Genomic DNA, 18,251 nt, shown 5'->3' with positions numbered 1-18,251 from the left:
TTTAGCCATGTGTCCGACTGAAACGGGGAGCCTCTCCCCGGATCGCATCACCGCACACCCAGACCACGGATCACCTAGATCACCCGGACCCACCCAGGAGCACACCGTGCAGACCGCCACCCCCGCACCGCGCAAGGCGCCCCGGCCCCGTGCCGACGCCCTGCGCAACCGGGAGCGGATCGTCACCGCCGCCCGGGAGATGTTCGTCGAGCACGGCCCCGAGGTGCCGCTCGACGAGATCGCCCGCCGGGCCGGCGTCGGCAACGCCACGGTGTACCGCAACTTCCCGGACCGCGACGCCCTCGTGCGCGAGGTCGTCTGCTCCGTGCTGGACCGCACGGGCGCGGCCGGCGAGCGCGCGCTCGCGGAGACCGGGGACGCCTTCGAGGCCCTGGAGCGCTTCGTGCACACCTCCGCCGACGAGCGGATCAGTGCGCTGTGCCCGATGGTCTCGAGCACGTTCGACGAGAACCACCCCGACCTGGAGGCGGCGCGCGAGCGCGTGGAGCGGATCCTCGAGACGGTCATGGACCGCGCCAAGGCGGCCGGCCAGCTCCGCCCCGACGTGGGCGTCGGTGACCTGATGGTCGCCGTGGCCCAGCTCAGCAGGCCCCCGGCCGGCACGGCGTGCTTCAGTGCCGACCGCTTCGTACACCGTCATCTTCAGCTGTTCCTGGACGGACTGCGGGCCCCGGCCCGTTCCGCCCTGCCGGGCGCGGCAGTGACCATGGAGGACCTCCGCCAATCCTGACCGATTAGATCCCGGCGCCACCCCAGTCACCCCACACAGATCTCCACAGATCTCCACCACACAGAACTCGCGGCCACGCCGGTCGTCGAGTCGTCCCTCGACGTCACCTTTTTCCGTCACCTTGTCCCGAAGTGGGTACCCCCATGTCTGAAACAGCCTCAAAGGCTCTCGGCGCTCCGGCGGCCTCGCCGGACGCCGGCCGCTGGAAAGCGCTCGTCTTCATCGCGCTGGCCCAGCTGATGGTCGTCCTGGACGCCACCATCGTGAACATCGCCCTGCCCTCCGCCCAGCAGGACCTGGGCATCTCCGACGGCAACCGGCAGTGGGTCGTCACGGCCTACGCGCTCGCCTTCGGCGGTCTGCTTCTGTTCGGCGGCCGGATAGCCGACCTGTGGGGCCGCAAGAGGGCGTTCGTCCTCGGGCTCGGCGGCTTCGCCGTCGCCTCCGCGCTCGGCGGCGCGGCGACCAACGAGGCGATGATGTTCGGCGCCCGCGCGCTCCAGGGCGTCTTCGGTGCCCTGCTCGCGCCCGCCGCGCTCTCCCTGCTCGCCGTGATGTTCACCGACGCCAAGGAGCGCGCCAAGGCGTTCGGCATCTACGGCGCGATCGCCGGTGGCGGCGGTGCCGTCGGTCTGATCCTGGGCGGCTTCCTCACCGAGTACCTGGACTGGCGCTGGACGTTCTTCGTGAACATCCCGTTCGCCATCGTCGCCGCGGCCGGTGCGTACTTCGTCATCCGTGAGCCGGAGGGCGGCCGCAACCGCTCCCCGCTCGACATCCCGGGCGTCGTCCTGTCCACCCTCGGCCTGGTCGCCCTCGTCTACGGCTTCACCCGCGCCGAGTCCGCGGGCTGGAGCGACTCCGTGACCATCGGCATGTTCGTGGCCTCCGTCGTCCTGCTCGCGACCTTCGTGGTCGTCGAGTCCAGGGTGAAGGCCCCGCTGCTGCCGCTGCGCGTGATCACGGAGCGCAACCGGGGTGGCATCTACCTCTCCCTCGGTCTCGCGATCATCGCGATGTTCGGCCTGTTCCTCTTCCTGACCTACTACCTCCAGATCGTGAAGGGGTACTCGCCGGTCAAGACCGGGTTCGCGTTCCTGCCGATGATCGCGGGCATGATCACGGGTTCCACCCAGATCGGCACCCGCCTGATGACCCGGGTCGCGCCGCGCCTGCTGATGGGCCCCGGCTTCCTGGTCGCAGCCCTCGGCATGCTGCTGCTGACCCGACTGGAGATCGGCTCCTCGTACGCGGCCCTGCTGCTGCCGGCGATGCTGCTGCTCGGCCTCGGCATGGGTACGGCGTTCATGCCGGCCATGTCCCTGGCCACCCAGGGTGTCGAGCCGCGGGACGCCGGTGTCGCCTCCGCGATGGTCAACACCTCGCAGCAGGTGGGCGGCGCGATCGGTACGGCCCTGCTGAACACGATCGCCGCCTCGGCCACCACGTCCTACATCGCGGACCACATCGCCGGGGCCGGCAGCCGGTCCCAGCAGCAGCTGGTCCAGCTGGAGGGCATGGTCGAGGGCTACACGAGCGCCATCTGGTTCGCCGTCGGCATCCTCGTCGTGGCCGCCGCGATCGCCCTGACCTTCGTCAACGCGGGCCGCCCCGGCAGCGCCGCGGTGACCGGCTCCCGTTCCGGCGAGGGCGTGGCGGACGAGGTGCAGGTCCCGGTCGTCGCCCACTGACGGCCGTACCGGGAAAACCCCTTCGGGCCCTCCGTAGGCACGAGGAAGGGGACGCCTCGTACCTACGGATTCCAGGACCTGCCCCGGCTCAGCGGAGCCAGGGCAGGTCCGCACCGGCTTCGGCCGGCTGAAGTCCCTCGGCGATGATCCGCATGATCTCGCCGAGGGACTTCTGCTGTTCCGGGGTGAGCCGGTCGAAGACCGCCTGCCGCACGGCCTCCACATGACCCGGCGCGGTCTGCCGCAGCACCTCGTAACCCTCGTTCGTCAGCACGGCGAACTGGCCCCGCTTGTCGTCGGGGCAGTCCTCGCGGCGCACCCAGCCGTTCTTCTCGAGGCGCGCGACGGCGTGCGAGAGGCGGGAGCGGGTGATCTTCGCCAGCATGGCGAGCTCCGTCATCCGCAGCCGGCGCCGCGGCGCCTCGGCGAGCTTGACCAGGAGGCCGTAGTAGACGTGCGGCATGCCCGCGTCGCGCTGGAGCTGACGGTCGAGGTGGTCGTCGAGGAGGGTGACGCCCTCCATGAACGATCGCCATACGCGCTGTTCCTCGTCGGTGAGCCAGCGCGGTTCCACGGGCTCTGCCACGGAGCCCGGTGCCGGTGCGGATGCGGGTGCCTTCATGTCTTCCACTCTACGTGGCCCCTCCTTGAACTTTAAACAAATGCCCTGTACAGTTTTGTTAGGGAACCATGTTTTGGAAGGAGCCGCAGCATGTCCGCCGCCACCCAGGAGCGCATGCCCGCTCTGTACCTGAGTCACGGTGCCCCGCCACTGGCGGACGACCCGGTCTGGCCCGGTGAACTGGCCGCCTGGTCGGCCGGCCTGCCGCGCCCCCGGGCGATCCTGATGGTCTCCGCCCACTGGGAGGAGGCCCCGCTCGCCATCGGCGCCACCGAGACCGTCCCGCTCGTCTACGACTTCTGGGGCTTCCCCGAGCACTACTACCGGGTGACCTACGAGGCCCCCGGCGCACCGGAGCTCGCCGAGTCGGTACGGAAGCTGCTGCGCGCCCCCGGTGTTCCCGTCCAGGACGTCCCCGACCGCGGCCTCGACCACGGCGCGTACGTCCCGCTGGTCGAGATGTACCCGGAGGCCGACATCCCGGTCCTCCAGGTCTCCATGCCGACGCTCGACCCGGTCCGGCTCATGGAGATCGGCCGCAGGCTCGCCCCGCTGCGGGACGAGGGCGTGCTCATCGTCGGCTCCGGCTTCTTCACCCACAACCTGGCCGCGCTCCGGCAGGGCGGCATCCCCGCCTGGTCGGCGGAGTTCGACGACTGGGGCCGGCGGGCGCTGGAGGCGCGGGACGTGGACGCCCTGCTCGACTTCACCCGCAAGTCCCCCGCGGGGCAGCTCGCCCACCCGCGCACCGAGCACTTCGCCCCGCTGTTCGTGACCCTGGGCGCGGCCGACGCGGCCGGCGAGCTGGACGCGCAGAAGTCGGTGATCGACGGCTTCTGGATGGGGCTGGCGAAACGGTCGGTGCAGTTCGGCTGACCGCCTTTACAGCGGTGTTCGGCTGACCGTCCCTCCAACGGTGTTCGGCTGACCGTCCCTACAGCGGCTTCTCGTACCAGGCCACGTCCCAGTAGCGGCCGAACTTGCGGCCGACCTCCCGGTACGTGCCGACGTACCGGAAGCCGAAGCGCTCGTGCAGCCGGGCCGACGCCTCGTTCGGCTGCGCGATGCCCGCGTAGGCACGGTGCAGGTCCTCCCCGGACAGGGCCTCGAAGAGGGCCTTGTAGAGGAGGGTGCCGATGCCGCGGCGGCCGGCGTCGGGGGCGACGTACACCGTCGTCTCCACGGAGGTCGCGTAGGCGGGCTTCGCCCGGAAGGGGCTGGACGTGGCGTAGCCCAGAATCCGCTGTGAGTCCGGGTTCAGGGCAACCCTCAGACGGTACGGGCCGTCTTCAGGGTGGGAGAGCAGCCAAGGGCGGCGCTCTTCAGGAGTGAAGATCGCGGTATCGAATGTGATCGCCGTCTCACGTACGTAGTGGTTGTAGAGGGCCGTGAGGGCTTCGAGGTCACCCTCGACTCCCGGCCTGACCTGCACCTCTGTAGGTTCCGACGGCACCGCGCCTCCTCGTGGGTCCGACAGGGTACTGCATGATCCGAAAAATTGGGGGACAGGTTGGGAATTCTGTCCTGATTCCAGTCGTTGTTTCCATCGGATGCAGGGCACCCGAGGAGAGTCCGGAGAGTCCCGGAGACGGAGTCCAGCGTCCGAAGGACCACCCGCTGACCTCACATCGCAAGGGAGCACGCATGGCAACCCGTGCCGTCGCCCGTCGTCAGTCCGCCACCGGCGAGACGGCCGACGCGGCAAGCAGTGTTCGCGCCCATGGCGGCGAGATCGCCGATCGCGACCTGGTCGGCATGTACCTCGACGAGATCGCGCGCACACCGCTGCTCGACGCCGCCAAGGAAGTCGAGCTGTCCCAGGTCATCGAAGCGGGTGTGTTCGCGCGGCAGGTCCTCGACGGGTACGAGGAGACCAAGGCGGACGCCACCCGTGAGGAGCTCGAAGCCCTGGTCGCCGACGCGGAGCGGGCCAAGGACGTCTTCATCCGCTCCAACCTCCGCCTGGTCGTCGCCGTCGCCCGCCGCTACCCCCGCAGCGGTCTGCCGCTGCTGGACCTGATCCAGGAGGGCAACGCCGGCCTGGTGCGCGCGGTCGAGAAGTTCGACTACCGCAAGGGCTTCAAGTTCTCCACGTACGCGACGTGGTGGATCCGCCAGGCCATCACCCGCTCCATAGCCGACCAGTCCCGTACGATCCGCCTGCCCGTCCACCTCGTGGAGGAGCTTGGCCGGATCCGGCGGGTGCAGCGCGAGTTCAACCGCGAGCACGGGCGCGACCCGGAGCCCGCGGAGATCGCCGCCGAACTCGGCTCGACGCCGGAGCGCGTCACCGACGTGCTCGACTGGGCCCGCGACCCGGTCTCGCTGAACATGTCGGTGGACGACGAGGGCGAGACCCAGTTCGGCGATCTCCTGGAGGACACCTCGGCGGTGTCGCCCGAGCAGTCGGTGCTCACGCTGCTGCGCAGCGAGGAGCTCGACGACCTCATCGGCCGCCTCGACCAGCGCACGGCCTCGATCATCAAGATGCGCTACGGCATCGAGGACGGCCGGGAGCGCACGCTGACCGAGGTCGGCAAGGAGCACGGCCTGACCCGCGAGCGCATCCGCCAGATCGAGAAGCACGCGCTGCTGGAGCTGAAGAAGCTGGCGCGCAGCACCGGGTTCGACGCGGCGGCGTGACGCCGGAGCCGGTGTTCGCCGGTGCCGGTGTCCGTCGGTGGGCGTCCGGGCGTGCGACCCGTCCCGCGGCCTGTGGGTGTCGCCCATGGGCTGTGGGTGACGCACGGTGTGCGCCCGGGGGCCGCCGCGTACGCCGGGTGGCGAAAGACCGCGCAAACATGGCGATGTAACGCCGCTTCAATCCGCGGGGACCGGGAACAAGACTTCCGGGCCCACCAGTTCGGGCCGGGGCCACGCCCCTGCCCCCCAGAGCCAAGTCCCGTCGCACTCCCCCCGGCGCCGGGACTCTCCCAAGGCCGGGCTTCGGCGTCCCTCCCCCCGGGCGCCGGGGCCCGGCTCTCTGCGTGAGCGGGGAAGTGGAAGGGCGGGGCACCCCGTACCTGAACCACGGGGTGGCCCGCCGGATGGCAGATTGTGTCACATGGGCATAGCCTGCCGGGCGTGAGCAGCACCACCCCGCCCCCTCCTCAGGCCTCGCTGACCGAGCGGCGGAAGGCCGAGACGCGCATGGAGATCGCCCGGGCCGCGGCCGGCCTCTTCGTACGGCACGGCCTGCGCGCCACCCGCGCGGAGGACATCGCCCAGGCCGCCGGCATCGCCCCGCGCACCTTCTACCGGTACTTCGCCACCAAGGAGGAGGCCGTCGCCCCGCTCTACGCGGCCGGCGCCCAGCGCTGGGTGGAGGCGGTACGCGCGGCACCCGCCGACGCGAGCGTGCTCCGGGCCCTGGAGCACGGGGTGCGGCACACCCTCACCCCGGGCGTAGGCGTCTCGGCGTCCTCCTGGGAGTGGGTCCGCACGCTCCTGCGCCTCGCCGAGGCGAACCCGTCCCTGCGCAGGGTGTGGGCGGAGGTGTGCCAGGCGTCCGAGCGGTCGCTGACGGAGGTACTGGCCGCGCGGCTGACGGCCGGTCCTGCGCGGGCTCCCTCGACAGCCGACCCCGATAACGTTGCCATGCCCTCGGACCTGCGCTTCGCCGCCGCCGTGGCGAGCGCGGCCGTACGTGCGGCGGTGGAGGGCTGGGCGGCGGCCGGGGACGTCCCGGCGGACGGGCCGGAGGGACCGGCGGAACTGGCGTTGCGGAACCTGGGGGTGCTGCGGGATTTCCCCTGGGAGAGCCGGCGACTCGACAATGGACGGTCACGCCGTTGAGAGGACCCTACGGTCACTCGGCCGACAGGGCCTTGTCGACGAATCCCGGGCAGTCGCCCGCTGACGTGACGGCTTTCGCGGCGTCGCGAAGAGACACGTCGAACACGGGTATCCCCGCGATGGACACCGCTTCGTCGGGTCCCGCTCTGGTGAGAGCGGCCTCGTACCCCTCGGAACTGGCCTGAGCCGGAGAGGTCCCCTGCTTGAGTTCGTCACCCATCACCTTGGTGAAGACGGTCAGGGCTTCCCGAGAGACGCCGGACGGCTCGAAGTGCGCGGCACACTGCCGGATGGCCCGCAGTTCGCCTTCGAGGTCCTGCTCGGACAGCTTCGGAGGCTTGACGACGGCGAACTTGGCACTGCCCTGCTCCGCACCCTCCTCGTACTTCACCCGAGTGACGTTCTCCTTCTTTCCGAAAGGCACCTGCGACGCCTTCACCACCGCACGGATGGTGATCGTGACCGTCTCCTCCGGCACGATCTCGGTGTCACCCTCCGCGGGGCAGGTCACCCCGGTGCTCCCCGCGGTGATGTCGCAGTCGTTCTCCTCACCTGAATCCCTCATCAGCTGCGCATGCAACACGGGGTGGATGACGCCTCCCTCGGCATCGCCCGAGGCCGAATCGAACTCGTCCTCCACCGTCACACCGGTGACGTCGTCAGCCCCGTGATTGGTGACCTTGACGGTGAAGGACTCGAACTCTCCCGGAGCGACCGTAGCGCTCAAGGGTTTGTTCCTGACCTCCAGCAGGGGCTTGTCCGAGTGCTTGTCGTTGCTCTCCTCGATCTTTGCGAGGAAGTCCTTTCCCGCATCCTTCGCCTTGTCCCGGTCTTCGCGGGATGCCGACCGGTCGTAGGACTTCAGGACAGCGGCGGTCAGCTGCTCCACGTTCTTCCTGAGCTCGGCCTGCTCCTTCGGCGGAAGGGCCCGGGCCCTGAGAATCTGCTGGCTCGTCCCCGACGCACTGATGGCCCTCACAGTCCACTCGCGATAACTCTGCGGCGTCCGCTGGCCTTGAGAGCGAGTCAGCGTTTTGACGTCCTGCTCGGTGTTGCTGCGGGCGAAGTTCCGAGAGGCCTCATCTGCTTCTTGATCCGTGACCAGCCCGAAGCGCTCGCTCATCTCTTCCATGCACTCGGTGAAGACGGCCCGCTCCTCGCGAGACGTCTTGGGATCCTGGATCGTCCCCAGCGTCCTGACTGTCCCGTCCACGAGGCTCGTGTAGGCGGCCCGGTCCTCGGGCGACGTGCCTGGATCCTGGATCACGCCCAGCGTTTCGGTCGCCCTTTCCACGATGTGCGTGTGGGCGACTCGCTGCTCGCGAGGCGTCTTGGGATCCTGGATCATCGCCAGCTCGTCGGTGAGCCGAGACACGATTCTCCTGTAGGCGGCCCGTTCGCCGGGCGGGATGTCCGGATCCCGGCTCATCTTCAGCAACCCGCTCAGCTCGTTCCCGACCTCCTCCTTCACTTCTTCCGGCACCTTCAGCGCTGCCGTGCGCTTCTCCATGAGCGTCGCTTGTTCCGAGGGGTCGGCCGGTGACGTGGGTTGCGACTGAGTGCCGGAGTCCGTCGGTTCGCCGGGGCCGGTCGGCTCGCTCGGCCCGGTCTGCGTGCCGGATCCCGTCGTCTCGGGCTCCGACGGAGTACTGGGCTCGGACGGCGTGCTGGGCTCCGGCGGAGTACTGGGCCCGGTCGGCGTGCTGGGCCCCGACGGAGTACTTGGCCCGGTCGGCGTGCCGGGTTCCGGAGTGTCGGAATCTGGCGTGTCGGGATCCGGCGGCGGTGGGGGAGTCTGGGCCGGGGTCACGGCCGCGGCCTGGCCGAAGGCCCCCGTCGTGGAGACGGCCGCGCCTCCTGTGAGGGAGAGCGCTGCAACCAAGCAGTACGTACAACCCCTGTAACGGCAGACTCGTCGCCGGGCGTTTCTGGCCATGGCGCATCCAAGTTGCACTGTGGAACATGCGGATTTGCCTGTACAAAACACAACAACCACTTACAACCACTTACAACTACTCTGGACCCAATGGGCTCCTCCTGCAACTGGGCGATCAGTCCGCTACACCGACGCCATCAATGCCGCGATGGATACCCTTGTGGAAATCGAGCGCGACTCCACGCCGTACCGATCCTCTTCCCGCGCGATTTCCTTTCTCAATTCTCTCAGGTCGGGAGATTTCTCGAAGTCGATTTTGTAGGACGAGATGGCGTACGAGTAATCAAACTCCTCCGGCGTGCCCTGCCAGAGTACGGTCACGTACCGGGGTTTGCGGGTAATGTTGATGATGTTGTTGTTGTGGCGCACTTTCCCTTCATGGATGATCATACCGCTGCATTCTGCGCAGTAGAATCGCCCCTCCTTCTTTTGCCAGGAGGGGTGTGCCTGCTGTAGTTGCCGGAGATTGATCTTTCCGCGGTCCATTCTCATCGCCACCACGGACAAGGTCGCTTCCAGGAGGTCGTATTCAACGCTCCTGGGGAGCTGTATCACTTTTTCCTTTATGTGGCCCTCTCCCGGATGGAGCCAGTACCCCGGTCCGGCGAATTGTCCGGCGCTTATCGTTTTGCTGCCTGATTCGGAGACATGAAGCTCTGCGTCGGACTCGGTTTCCAGGGCCTTCTTCCAGTCTCTCAGTCCCCCATCGTCCTTCGAGTATTCAGCCGAACGCCCGTAGACCAGATACTTATCGACAAGGATGTAAGCCGGAACCTTTCCGGTGTTTTCCACTTGGAGTGCAAGCGGCACATGGATGAATGGGCGGATGGGATCGGTGTGAGGGGTGCCGAACTTTGCCGTGAGAGTGACATAGAAAGGAGCTGACGTGGGCTGATAGACGGCGGAGTATGCGAAGTTCGTGGCGGCCAGAAGCCCGGACAGGGCAACCCCGGTCGCAAATCTCTTGGGGTGGGGTATGACTCTCCAGACCTGCTCATGGAACAGCCGCCAGAGGGCCCACAGCGACCATGCGAAGAGCAGCACGGATACCGGGAAGTAGAGCGTCGGTTCTCTTTCTTGCAGCCAGGTGAACAGGAAAACGCTCTCCGTGATCAAGGCGATCAGTGCCCCGACCAGTACCAGGGCTCCGGAATACTTGAACTGCCGCTTTCCCTCATGGTCGAGAGCCGCCAGCGCGGCGAGGCCCTGCACCGCGCCGGACAGGATGAAGAGGAATCCCGTGATGCGCTGGGCGAATGTCAGTGCCCCCATGGCGTCCGGTGTTCCCACGACGGTGAGCAGGGCCATGGACAGGATCAGTCCCGCCATCATGAGCGCTGTGGCCGTGCGTCTTCGCCACGTGCGATCGGGCCATATCTCGCTGCCCGCCTCGCGCCAGACGATGACTCTCCGGTCTTCCAGATCGATGCCCTCCGGGCAACCGAGTTGTCGGAGAAGCTTGCGCAGCCCGCTCGGGGACCAGGCGCTGCCCACCACTGTGCCACCCATGCTGACGGCGCGAAGGCCTCTGCTGTCCGGCGGCTCAACGATCACCCTGGGTGTCTTCTCCATGAGGGACAGCCTTGATGCTGAACGGACAACACGCAGCCGGGCTTGCTCCATCCGGCCATCCGGCCATCCGCCTCTTCGACAGTGCGGCCGCACCCGGCAACGGGCGCTTCAGGTCATGCTCCGCCCCCCTCGCCCGCCCTGCTGAGCCGCGCCCCCAACTCCCTCACGGCCGTCACGAGTTCCTCCGGTGTGTGCACCACGAAGTCGCACTCCAGCAGCGCCAGCCGGAACGCCACCCACTGCACCGCGTCCGCCGCGGATCCCCGCAGCCGGCAGCTGCCGTCGTCCAGCGGCTCGGGCGTGCCCAGCCATGCCGGCAGCCGGGCGGCGACGAACTCGGCCGGCGCGGCGAACGTGACCTCGAAGTCGTAGGACTCCTGCTGCCGCTGCATCGACTGCCGCAGGTACTCCGCCGCGTTCCCCGTAGGCAGCTCGCGCGGCACGAACCGCGCCCCCGTGGCGAACGGTTCGCTCACCCGGTCCACGCGGAACGTACGCCAGTCGTCCCGGTCGATGTCGTACGCCACCAGGTACCAGCGGCGGCCCGTGGACACCAACCGGTAGGGCTCCGTCAGGCGCCGCGACTCGGTGCCGTCCGCGGCCCGGTAGGCGAACCGCAGCCGCTCGTGCCCGGCCACCGTGGAGGCCATGACGGTCAGCGTCTCGGGCGCGATGCTCGGCCCGTCCCCGCTGGTCAGCGGTGTCGTCGCGGCCTGGAGCGTGGTCACGCGGTGCCGCAGCCGGCCCGGCAGCACCTGCTCCAGCTTGGCCAGCGCCCGCACCGACGCCTCGTCCAGGCCCTCCACCGCGTGCCCCGCCCCGGCGCGCAGGCCGACCGCGATGGCCACGGCCTCCTCGTCATCGAGCACGAGCGGCGGCATGGCCTTGCCGGCGACCAGCCGGTAGCCGCCGTCGGAGCCCTTGGTCGCCTGCACGGGATAACCCAGTTCGCGCAGCCGGTCGATGTCCCGCCGGACCGTGCGGCGGGAGACCCCGAGCCGGTCGGCGAGTTCGCCGCCGGGCCATTCGCGGGGGGTCTGGAGGAGGGAGAGGAGCGTCAGCAGCCGGGCCGGTGTGTCCGTCGTCATACCGACGAGGATGCCGCACCAGTAGGACACAATCTGACCTAGTGGCCCTCTAGGTTCTACGCATGACCTCCACCGACACCCCTGCCGGCACCGCGGGCGGCACCGACCGCCGCCGCTGGTTCGCCCTCGCGATCGTGATGACCGCGGCTTTCATGGACCTCGTCGACGTGACGATCGTCAACATCGCCATCCCGTCGATCCAGCGGGAATCGGGCGCCTCCTTCAGCCAGATCCAGTGGATCACCGCCGGATACGCCCTGGCCTTCGCCGCCGGGCTGATCACCGGCGGACGGCTCGGTGACATCCACGGCCGCAAGCGGATCTTCCTCGTCGGCATCGGCGGCTTCACCCTCGCCTCCGCGCTGTGCGGCCTCGCGGTGAACCCGGAGATGCTGGTCGCGTCCCGTTTCCTGCAGGGCGGCATGGCGGCCCTGATGGTGCCGCAGGTGCTGTCGATCGTGCACGCGACCTTCCCGGCGCACGAGCGGGGCAAGGTGTTCGGGCTGTTCGGCGCGGTCGTCGGGCTCGGGGCCGTGTCCGGTCCGCTGCTCGGCGCGCTGCTGACCGAGTGGAACCTGTTCGGGTGGGAGTGGCGCTCGATCTTCCTGATCAACCTGCCCGTGGGCGTCGCCGGCCTGGTCCTCGGCAGCCGCTTCATCACCGAGTCCAGGGCACCGCGGGCCCTGAAGCTGGACCTGGTGGGTGTCGCCCTCGTGACGCTGGGCCTGCTGATGCTGCTCTACCCGCTGATCCGCGGCCGGGAGCTGGGCTGGCCGGTGTGGGGGTACGTCTCGATGGCCGGCGCGCTCGTCGTCCTGGCGGCGCTGGTGGCGTACGAGCGGCGCAAGAGCGCACGGGACGGCTCACCGCTGGTCGAGCTGTCGCTGTTCCGGGTCAAGAGCTTCGCGGCCGGGATCGCCGTACAGACCGTCTTCGGGGTCGCGCTCGGCGTGTTCTTCCTGGTGTGGACGCTGTACATGCAGGTCGGTCTGGGCTGGAGCGCGCTGAAGGCCGGGCTGACCGGGGTGCCGTTCTCGATCGCCGTGTCCGTGGCCGCCGGGATGTCGGTGCAGCAGCTGGTCCCGCGTTTCGGACGCAAGGTGCTCCAGGCGGGCGCGCTGGTGATGGCGGCCGGAGTGCTGCTCTACCTCTGGGAGTCCGGGCACTACGGCCTCGGCATCGCGCCCTGGCAGATGGCGTTGCCGCTGGTCGTGATGGGCGTGGGCATGGGCCTGATCGTCGCCCCGCTGACCGACGCGATCCTCTCCGAGGTGCCGCGCGAGCACTCCGGCTCGGCGTCCGGCCTGCTCAACACCGTGCAGCAGATGGGCAACGCGCTGGGCCTGGGCCTGGTGTCGGTCGTCTTCTTCGGCACGATCGGCGACCGTCTGCGCCCGGACCAGGTGGGCCCGGCCTTCGCGGACGCCTTCCGGAACTCGCTGGGCTGGGTGGCCGCGGTGATGGGCCTCATCTTCCTGCTGATGTTCGCCCTGCCGAAGCGCCCGGCGCAGCACGTCGAGGGCGAGCAGGCGGCGCCGGAGAGGAAGGAACCGGTGCTGGTCTCCTGAACGCGCGTACGACAACGGGCTCGGCACCTGGTGCCGAGCCCGTTGTTATTTCCGCTCATGCCCGATTGGGTCCGAACCTGTTTACTTCGCAGAAATCTCGGCGTAGCCTCCCGCTGAAACCACACGTTCGGGCACGAGGCGGAGGCGAACTGACATGTACGCACCGGAGCGGCAGCAGGAGATCCTCCGGCTCGCCCGTGACGGCGGCCGAGTGGATGTCGTGTCGCTGGCCGAGGAGTTCCAGGTGACGGCGGAGACGATCCGCCGGGATCTGAAGGCCCTCGACCGGGCCGGCCTGGTCCGCCGGGTGCACGGCGGGGCCATCCCGGCCGGGCGCCTCGACTTCGAGCCGGACCTCGCCGAGCGCGAGACCACGGCCCCCGACGAGAAGGACCGCATCGCCAAGGCGGCCCTCGCGGAACTGCCGAGCGAGGGCACGATGATCCTCGACGCCGGTACGACCGTGGCCCGGATGGCAGCCGCCCTCCCGCTGGAGGCCGCCCTCACCGTCGTCACGCACAGCCTGCCCATCGCCGCCCGCCTAGCCGATCACCCCGGCATCCAGCTCCACCTCATCGGGGGGCGCGTACGGCACCGCACACGCGCCGCCGTGGACGCCTGGGCGCTGCGGGCGTACGGCGAGATCCGGGCCGACGTGCTGTTCGTGGCCGCCAACGGCTTCTCCGCCGAACACGGCCTGACCACCCCCGACCTCGCCGAGGCCGCCGTGAAGCGCGCGGCCGTGGCCGCCGCCCGCCGCGTGGTGCTGCTCGCCGACTCCTCCAAGCACGGCCAGGAGCACTTCGCCCGCTTCGGCGACCTGAGCGATGTGGACCTGCTGATCACCGACAGCGGGCTGAGCCCCGAAGACGCCGTCGCGATCGAGCGCGGCGGCACGGAAGTAGTGCGCGCATGATCCTCACCGTCACCCCCAACCCGTCCCTGGACCGCACCTACGAGGTGCCGTCCCTCGACCGCGGCGAGGTCATCCGCGCCACCGGCGAGCGGATGGACCCGGGCGGCAAGGGCGTGAACGTCTCGCGCGCGGTCGCGGCGGCCGGCCGGCGCACGGTGGCGGTCCTGCCCCTGGGCGGCGCGCCGGGCGCGCTCGTCGCCGACCTGCTCGACACGCAGGGCATCGAGGTCGCGCCGGTGCCGGTCGCCGGGGCCACCCGCTCCAACATCGCCCTCGCCGAAGCCGACGGCGTCCTGACGAAGATCAACGCGCCGGGCCCGGAACTCTCCGAGGCCGAGCGGGAACTGCTCCTGGAGACCGTGCGGCAGCAGTCCCGCGACGCCTCCTGGATCGCCTGCTGCGGCAGCCTCCCGCGCGGCCTCGCACCCTCCTGGTACGCCGAACTGGTCGCCCGCGCGCACGCCGCCGGTGCCCGGATCGCCCTGGACACCTCCGGGCCCGCGCTGCTCGCGGCCCTGCGCGAGCGGCCGGACGTGGTCAAGCCGAACGCCGAGGAGCTCTCGGAGGCCGTCGGCCGCCCCCTCGCCACCGTCGGCGACGCCGTGAAGGCGGCCGAGGAGCTGCGCGAGATGGGTGCCCGGGCCGTCCTCGCGAGCCTCGGCGCCGACGGGCAGCTGCTGGTCTCCGGCGAGGGCGCCTGGTTCGGCAGCGCCCGCGTGGACGCCGTACGCAGCAACGTGGGTGCCGGTGACTCCTCCCTCGCCGGTTTCCTGATCGCCGGCGGCAGCGGCCCCGACGCCCTCGCCTCCGCGGTCGCCCACGGCGCGGCGGCCGTCCAGCTGCCGGGCAGCGTCATGCCGAAGCCCGGCGACCTGGACCCGGCCTCGGTGACGGTCACGGCCCGGATCCCGGCGGACCGTGCGCTGAAGGAGCCGGTGTCATGACGTACGAAGAGCCGCGCGCACCGGACCGTGACCGGCGAGACGCCCCGTTAGCCGAGGCCCGTACGCCCCTCTGCGTCACCCCCCACCGCATCCCCGTCACCCCCCACCGCACCCCCCGTCCCCTCCCCGCCCACCCGACTGACCGGGCGATACGCGTGCTAAGGAGCCCGCGATGAGCGACATGATCACCGCGGACCTGGTCGATCTCGACCTGTCCGCCGACACCAAGGAAGCGGCGGCGCGTGCCCTCGCCGAGCGCATGGTGGCCCTGGGCCGGGTGACCGACCTGGACGGCTTCCTCGCCGACGTGGCCGCCCGCGAGGCCCAGATGCCGACCGGCCTCGACGGCGGCATCGGCATCCCGCACTGCCGCAGCGAGCACGTCACCGAGCCGACCCTCGCCTTCGGGCGCAGCTCCGACGGCATCGACTTCGGGGCGGCCGACGGCCCCGCCGACCTGATCTTCCTGATCGCCGCGCCGGCCGGCGCCGACGACGCCCATCTGACGATCCTGTCGTCGCTGGCCAGGCAGCTGATGAACACGGAGTTCACCGACGCCCTGCGCGCGGTGGGTGACCCGACGGCCGCCGCCGCGCTGATCCGCGGCGACGAGCCCGGCGAGCCCGCCGAGGCCGGCTCCGAAGACCCCGTGGCGTCGGCGGGAGCGGCCTCTCCCGCCGCCGCCACGGTCACCGACGACGCCCCGGCCGAAGAGCCGTCCGCGGAGCGCCCGTTCCGCATCGTCGCCGTCACCTCCTGCCCCACCGGCATCGCCCACACCTACATGGCGGCCGAGTCGCTGGAGAACGCCGGCCGTGAGGCGGGCGTCGAGGTCACCGTCGAGCCCCAGGGCTCGGCCGGCTTCACGCGGCTCGACCCGGCGGTCATCGCCGCGGCGGACGCCGTGATCTTCGCCCACGACGTGCCCGTACGGGAGAAGGAACGCTTCGCCGGCAAGCCGACCGTCGACGTCGGCGTGAAGGCGGGCATCAACCGCCCCGCGGAACTCATCGCCGAGGTCCGCGAGAAGGCCGCCCGCGGCGAGGTCACCTCCGGGTCCGCCCCGGCCACTCCGGTGGAGCGCTCCGGCGAAGCCGGCGAGGGCTACGGCACCAAGCTGCGCAAGTGGCTGATGTCCGGCGTCAGTTACATGGTGCCGTTCGTCGCGGCGGGCGGTCTGCTGATCGCCCTCGGCTTCGCGATCGGCGGCTACAAGGTCGACAAGGCCCCGTCGGTGATGGACCACTTCCTGTGGACGCAGGCCGACAGCTGGGCGGCCCTGCTCTTCCAGATCGGCGGCGTCGCCTTCGGCTTCCTCGTCCCCGTCCTGGCCGGCTACATCGCCTACGGCATGGCCGACCGGCCCGGTCTCGTCCCCGGCTTCGTCGGCGGCTCGATCGCCCTGACCATCAACGCCGGCTTCCTCGGCGGTCTCGCGGCCGGTCTGATCGCCGGTGGCGTGGTCATCGCGATCCAGAAGGTGAACATCCCGGCGGCGCTGCGCGGCATCATGCCGGTGGTGGTGATCCCGCTGATCTCCTCGGCGATCGTCGGGTTCCTGATGTTCGTCGTCATCGGCAAGCCCATCGCCGAGGCCCAGAAGGGCATGACCGACTGGCTGAACGGCCTGTCCGGCAGCAACGCCATCCTGCTCGGCGCCCTCCTCGGCCTGATGATGTGCTTCGACCTCGGCGGCCCGGTCAACAAGGTCGCCTACACCTTCGCCACGGCCGGTATCGCGGTGTCCAACCCCAGCGACTCCGCGATGAAGATCATGGCGGCGGTCATGGCGGCCGGCATGGTGCCTCCGCTGGCGATGGCCCTCGCCACGACCGTGCGCGGCAAGCTCTTCACGCACACCGAGCGCGAGAACGGCAAGGCCGCCTGGGTGCTCGGCGCCTCCTTCATCTCCGAGGGCGCGATCCCGTTCGCCGCGGCCGACCCGCTGCGCGTCATCCCGGCCTCGATGGCGGGCGGCGCGATCACCGGTGCCCTGTCGATGGCCTTCGGCGCCACGCTGCGCGCCCCGCACGGCGGCATCTTCGTGGTCCCGCTGATCGGCAACCCGCTGCTCTACCTGATCGCCATCGCCGCGGGCGTCTGCGTCACCACGGCCCTGGTGGTCGTCCTGAAGGGCCTGCGCAAGCCGGCCCCGGGCGCCACGGCGGCCTCCGGCGGGGCCGCGGCCCAGACGGCGGAGGCGAAGCAGCCGGTGGCGGCGTGAGGCCCGACGCCTGAGGGCAGGGCCCGGGGTTCGCCCCTTTCGGGGGGTGTGAACCGTTCACGGCACCTGCGAGATAGATCACGAAAATCACGGCCCGGGACCGAAGTCCCGGGCCGTGGTGTCTACTGGGGCGCATGCCCGAGCACGTCTCCCGATGGCCCGAAGGCCACCCTCTCCCCGCCCTCCCGCAGCAGCGGCAGACGGGCCCCCGGTCGGAGTCCGTGGAACTGACCCCCGAGGAGAGAGACGCCTTCGCCGAACTGGCGCGCCAACTCGGCGACAGAGCGGCCTAGCGGACACCCCCTAGGACAGCTGCGCCGCCCGCCGCTCCATCGCCTCGCGCGCCGCCTCCTCGCTGGCGTACACCTCGCACATGTGCCGTCCGTCCGGCGTGGCCGTGTGCTCCACCTCCCAGAGGGAGACCTCCGCGCCGTCGCGCAGCAGGAACGCGTGCTCGTAGAGCGAGAAGCACAGTCCCGCCCGGCCCGCGCGGCACGGGCGGCCGAAGGCCTGCGTGATCTGATGACCGGACGCCGTGGCCAGCAGGGTGGCCGTGTCCGCGCCCGGCCGGTCCGCGTTCTCCGCGCGGCGCAGTAAACGCCGCGCGTGGTCCGCCGAGTCGTCCCCGGCGTACGCGTGCCGGGGTGCGGGGACGGGGGAGAGCTGCACCGTCACCGGCAGCTCGAAGTCGGGCGTGTCCGGCGGCAGCGGCAGACGCGTGGTGGCGGCACGCAGCTCCTCCTCGTCGACGTACACCTCGTGCTGCGGCTCGCTGCCGGGCGCCGTGTTGTGGACGAGCTCCCAGAGCGTGAGCGCCGAGCCGTCGGCGAGCAGCCAGGTGTGCCGGTACGTCTCCCGGTGCAGGCCCGCGCTGTGGTGCGCGGAGTGCAGCGAACCGTCGTGCGCCAGCGCGCAGTCCAGCCGCCTTATCGTCTCGTCCGGCAGCTCGAAGGAGTTCAGGGCGCGGCCGAGGAGTCGCGCGAGGTGCTCCTCCGGAGACTCGGGCGAGTCGTGGGGTTCGTACGCTGCCGTCTCGTACGGAACGCTCAAGGTTTCTCCCGGCGTTGCTGCATGTCACCTTGTGGGTGCATACCGTAGCCCCTCGGTCGGACATCATGTCCGGGAACCGAGAAAACGTACGTCC

Annotated in this window: 16 protein-coding genes; 10 read left to right on the top strand and 6 right to left on the bottom strand. The window is 70.1% G+C overall.

All coding sequences use genetic code 11. From position 1 onward, the window contains the following. The first annotated feature begins 106 nt into the window (after nt 1-106). Nucleotides 107-751: a TetR/AcrR family transcriptional regulator gene (locus GTY47_RS10565; protein WP_010035445.1), complete on the top strand. Its 645-nt coding sequence runs from the start codon at nt 107-109 to the stop codon at nt 749-751. A 143-nt stretch (nt 752-894) separates the two neighbouring features. Continuing rightward, complete coding sequence (locus GTY47_RS10560) at nt 895-2,442, top strand: MFS transporter (RefSeq protein ID WP_010035443.1); 1,548 nt, start codon at nt 895-897, stop codon at nt 2,440-2,442. Nucleotides 2,443-2,530: 88 nt separating this feature from the next. On the opposite strand, the gene GTY47_RS10555 is transcribed toward GTY47_RS10560, so the two are convergent. After that, nucleotides 2,531-3,064: a MarR family transcriptional regulator gene (locus tag GTY47_RS10555; RefSeq protein ID WP_010035440.1), complete on the bottom strand. Its 534-nt coding sequence runs from the start codon at nt 3,062-3,064 to the stop codon at nt 2,531-2,533. A 90-nt stretch (nt 3,065-3,154) separates the two neighbouring features. Between GTY47_RS10555 and GTY47_RS10550 the strand changes: the two genes are divergently transcribed. Next, nucleotides 3,155-3,940, top strand: coding sequence for a class III extradiol ring-cleavage dioxygenase (locus GTY47_RS10550; RefSeq protein ID WP_010035437.1), 786 nt, complete (start codon nt 3,155-3,157; stop codon nt 3,938-3,940). A gap of 58 nt (nt 3,941-3,998) precedes the next feature. Here the strand turns inward: GTY47_RS10550 and GTY47_RS10545 are convergent, their stop codons facing one another. Beyond that, on the bottom strand, nt 3,999-4,517 hold the full coding sequence (locus GTY47_RS10545) for a GNAT family N-acetyltransferase (RefSeq protein WP_029180863.1): 519 nt from the start codon (nt 4,515-4,517) through the stop codon (nt 3,999-4,001). A gap of 191 nt (nt 4,518-4,708) precedes the next feature. On the opposite strand from GTY47_RS10545, the gene GTY47_RS10540 reads away from it, so the two are divergent. Together GTY47_RS10540 and GTY47_RS10535 are read left to right on the top strand one after the other, a co-directional pair. Beyond that, a complete protein-coding gene (locus tag GTY47_RS10540; RefSeq protein ID WP_010035431.1) occupies nt 4,709-5,707 on the top strand; it encodes a sigma-70 family RNA polymerase sigma factor in 999 nt (332 codons plus the stop codon). A gap of 441 nt (nt 5,708-6,148) precedes the next feature. Next, nucleotides 6,149-6,859, top strand: coding sequence for a TetR family transcriptional regulator (locus GTY47_RS10535; protein WP_040902636.1), 711 nt, complete (start codon nt 6,149-6,151; stop codon nt 6,857-6,859). A 13-nt stretch (nt 6,860-6,872) separates the two neighbouring features. On the opposite strand, the gene GTY47_RS10530 is transcribed toward GTY47_RS10535, so the two are convergent. From GTY47_RS10530 to GTY47_RS10520, 3 genes are all read right to left on the bottom strand, one after another. Then, nucleotides 6,873-8,369, bottom strand: a complete 1,497-nt coding sequence (locus GTY47_RS10530; RefSeq protein WP_029180862.1) for a DUF11 domain-containing protein — start codon at nt 8,367-8,369, stop codon at nt 6,873-6,875. A gap of 549 nt (nt 8,370-8,918) precedes the next feature. Beyond that, the gene (locus tag GTY47_RS10525) at nt 8,919-10,367 is read right to left on the bottom strand and encodes a DUF1109 domain-containing protein (protein ID WP_010035423.1); all 1,449 of its coding nucleotides are present in this window, start codon (nt 10,365-10,367) and stop codon (nt 8,919-8,921) included. Nucleotides 10,368-10,480: 113 nt separating this feature from the next. Continuing rightward, nucleotides 10,481-11,455: a YafY family protein gene (locus GTY47_RS10520; RefSeq protein WP_040902692.1), complete on the bottom strand. Its 975-nt coding sequence runs from the start codon at nt 11,453-11,455 to the stop codon at nt 10,481-10,483. A 62-nt stretch (nt 11,456-11,517) separates the two neighbouring features. Between GTY47_RS10520 and GTY47_RS10515 the strand changes: the two genes are divergently transcribed. From GTY47_RS10515 to GTY47_RS40170, 5 genes are all read left to right on the top strand, one after another. Further along, entirely contained in the window at nt 11,518-13,023 is a 1,506-nt protein-coding gene (locus GTY47_RS10515; protein WP_010035417.1) for an MFS transporter, read from the top strand. A 154-nt stretch (nt 13,024-13,177) separates the two neighbouring features. After that, nucleotides 13,178-13,939: a DeoR/GlpR family DNA-binding transcription regulator gene (locus GTY47_RS10510; RefSeq protein ID WP_010035414.1), complete on the top strand. Its 762-nt coding sequence runs from the start codon at nt 13,178-13,180 to the stop codon at nt 13,937-13,939. After that, entirely contained in the window at nt 13,936-14,883 is a 948-nt protein-coding gene (gene pfkB, locus GTY47_RS10505) for a 1-phosphofructokinase (protein WP_010035411.1), read from the top strand. The genes GTY47_RS10510 and pfkB overlap by 4 nt, the downstream gene beginning before the upstream one ends. A 172-nt stretch (nt 14,884-15,055) precedes the next feature. After that, nucleotides 15,056-17,107 carry a fructose-specific PTS transporter subunit EIIC gene (locus tag GTY47_RS10500; RefSeq protein WP_010035409.1) on the top strand — a complete coding sequence of 684 codons (2,052 nt, stop codon included), beginning with the start codon at nt 15,056-15,058 and terminating at the stop codon, nt 17,105-17,107. A 134-nt stretch (nt 17,108-17,241) separates the two neighbouring features. Further along, entirely contained in the window at nt 17,242-17,400 is a 159-nt protein-coding gene (locus tag GTY47_RS40170; protein ID WP_158688388.1) for a hypothetical protein, read from the top strand. Nucleotides 17,401-17,410: 10 nt separating this feature from the next. On the opposite strand, the gene GTY47_RS10495 is transcribed toward GTY47_RS40170, so the two are convergent. After that, nucleotides 17,411-18,157, bottom strand: a complete 747-nt coding sequence (locus tag GTY47_RS10495) for a DUF6227 family protein (protein ID WP_010035407.1) — start codon at nt 18,155-18,157, stop codon at nt 17,411-17,413. Between the last annotated feature and the right edge of the window lie 94 nt (nt 18,158-18,251).

The sequence above is a fragment of the Streptomyces sp. SID5464 genome, assembly GCF_009862985.1.
GTDB classification, from domain to species: Bacteria; Actinomycetota; Actinomycetes; order Streptomycetales; family Streptomycetaceae; genus Streptomyces; species Streptomyces chartreusis_D.
This window is presented reverse-complemented; position numbering and strand designations above follow the sequence as displayed.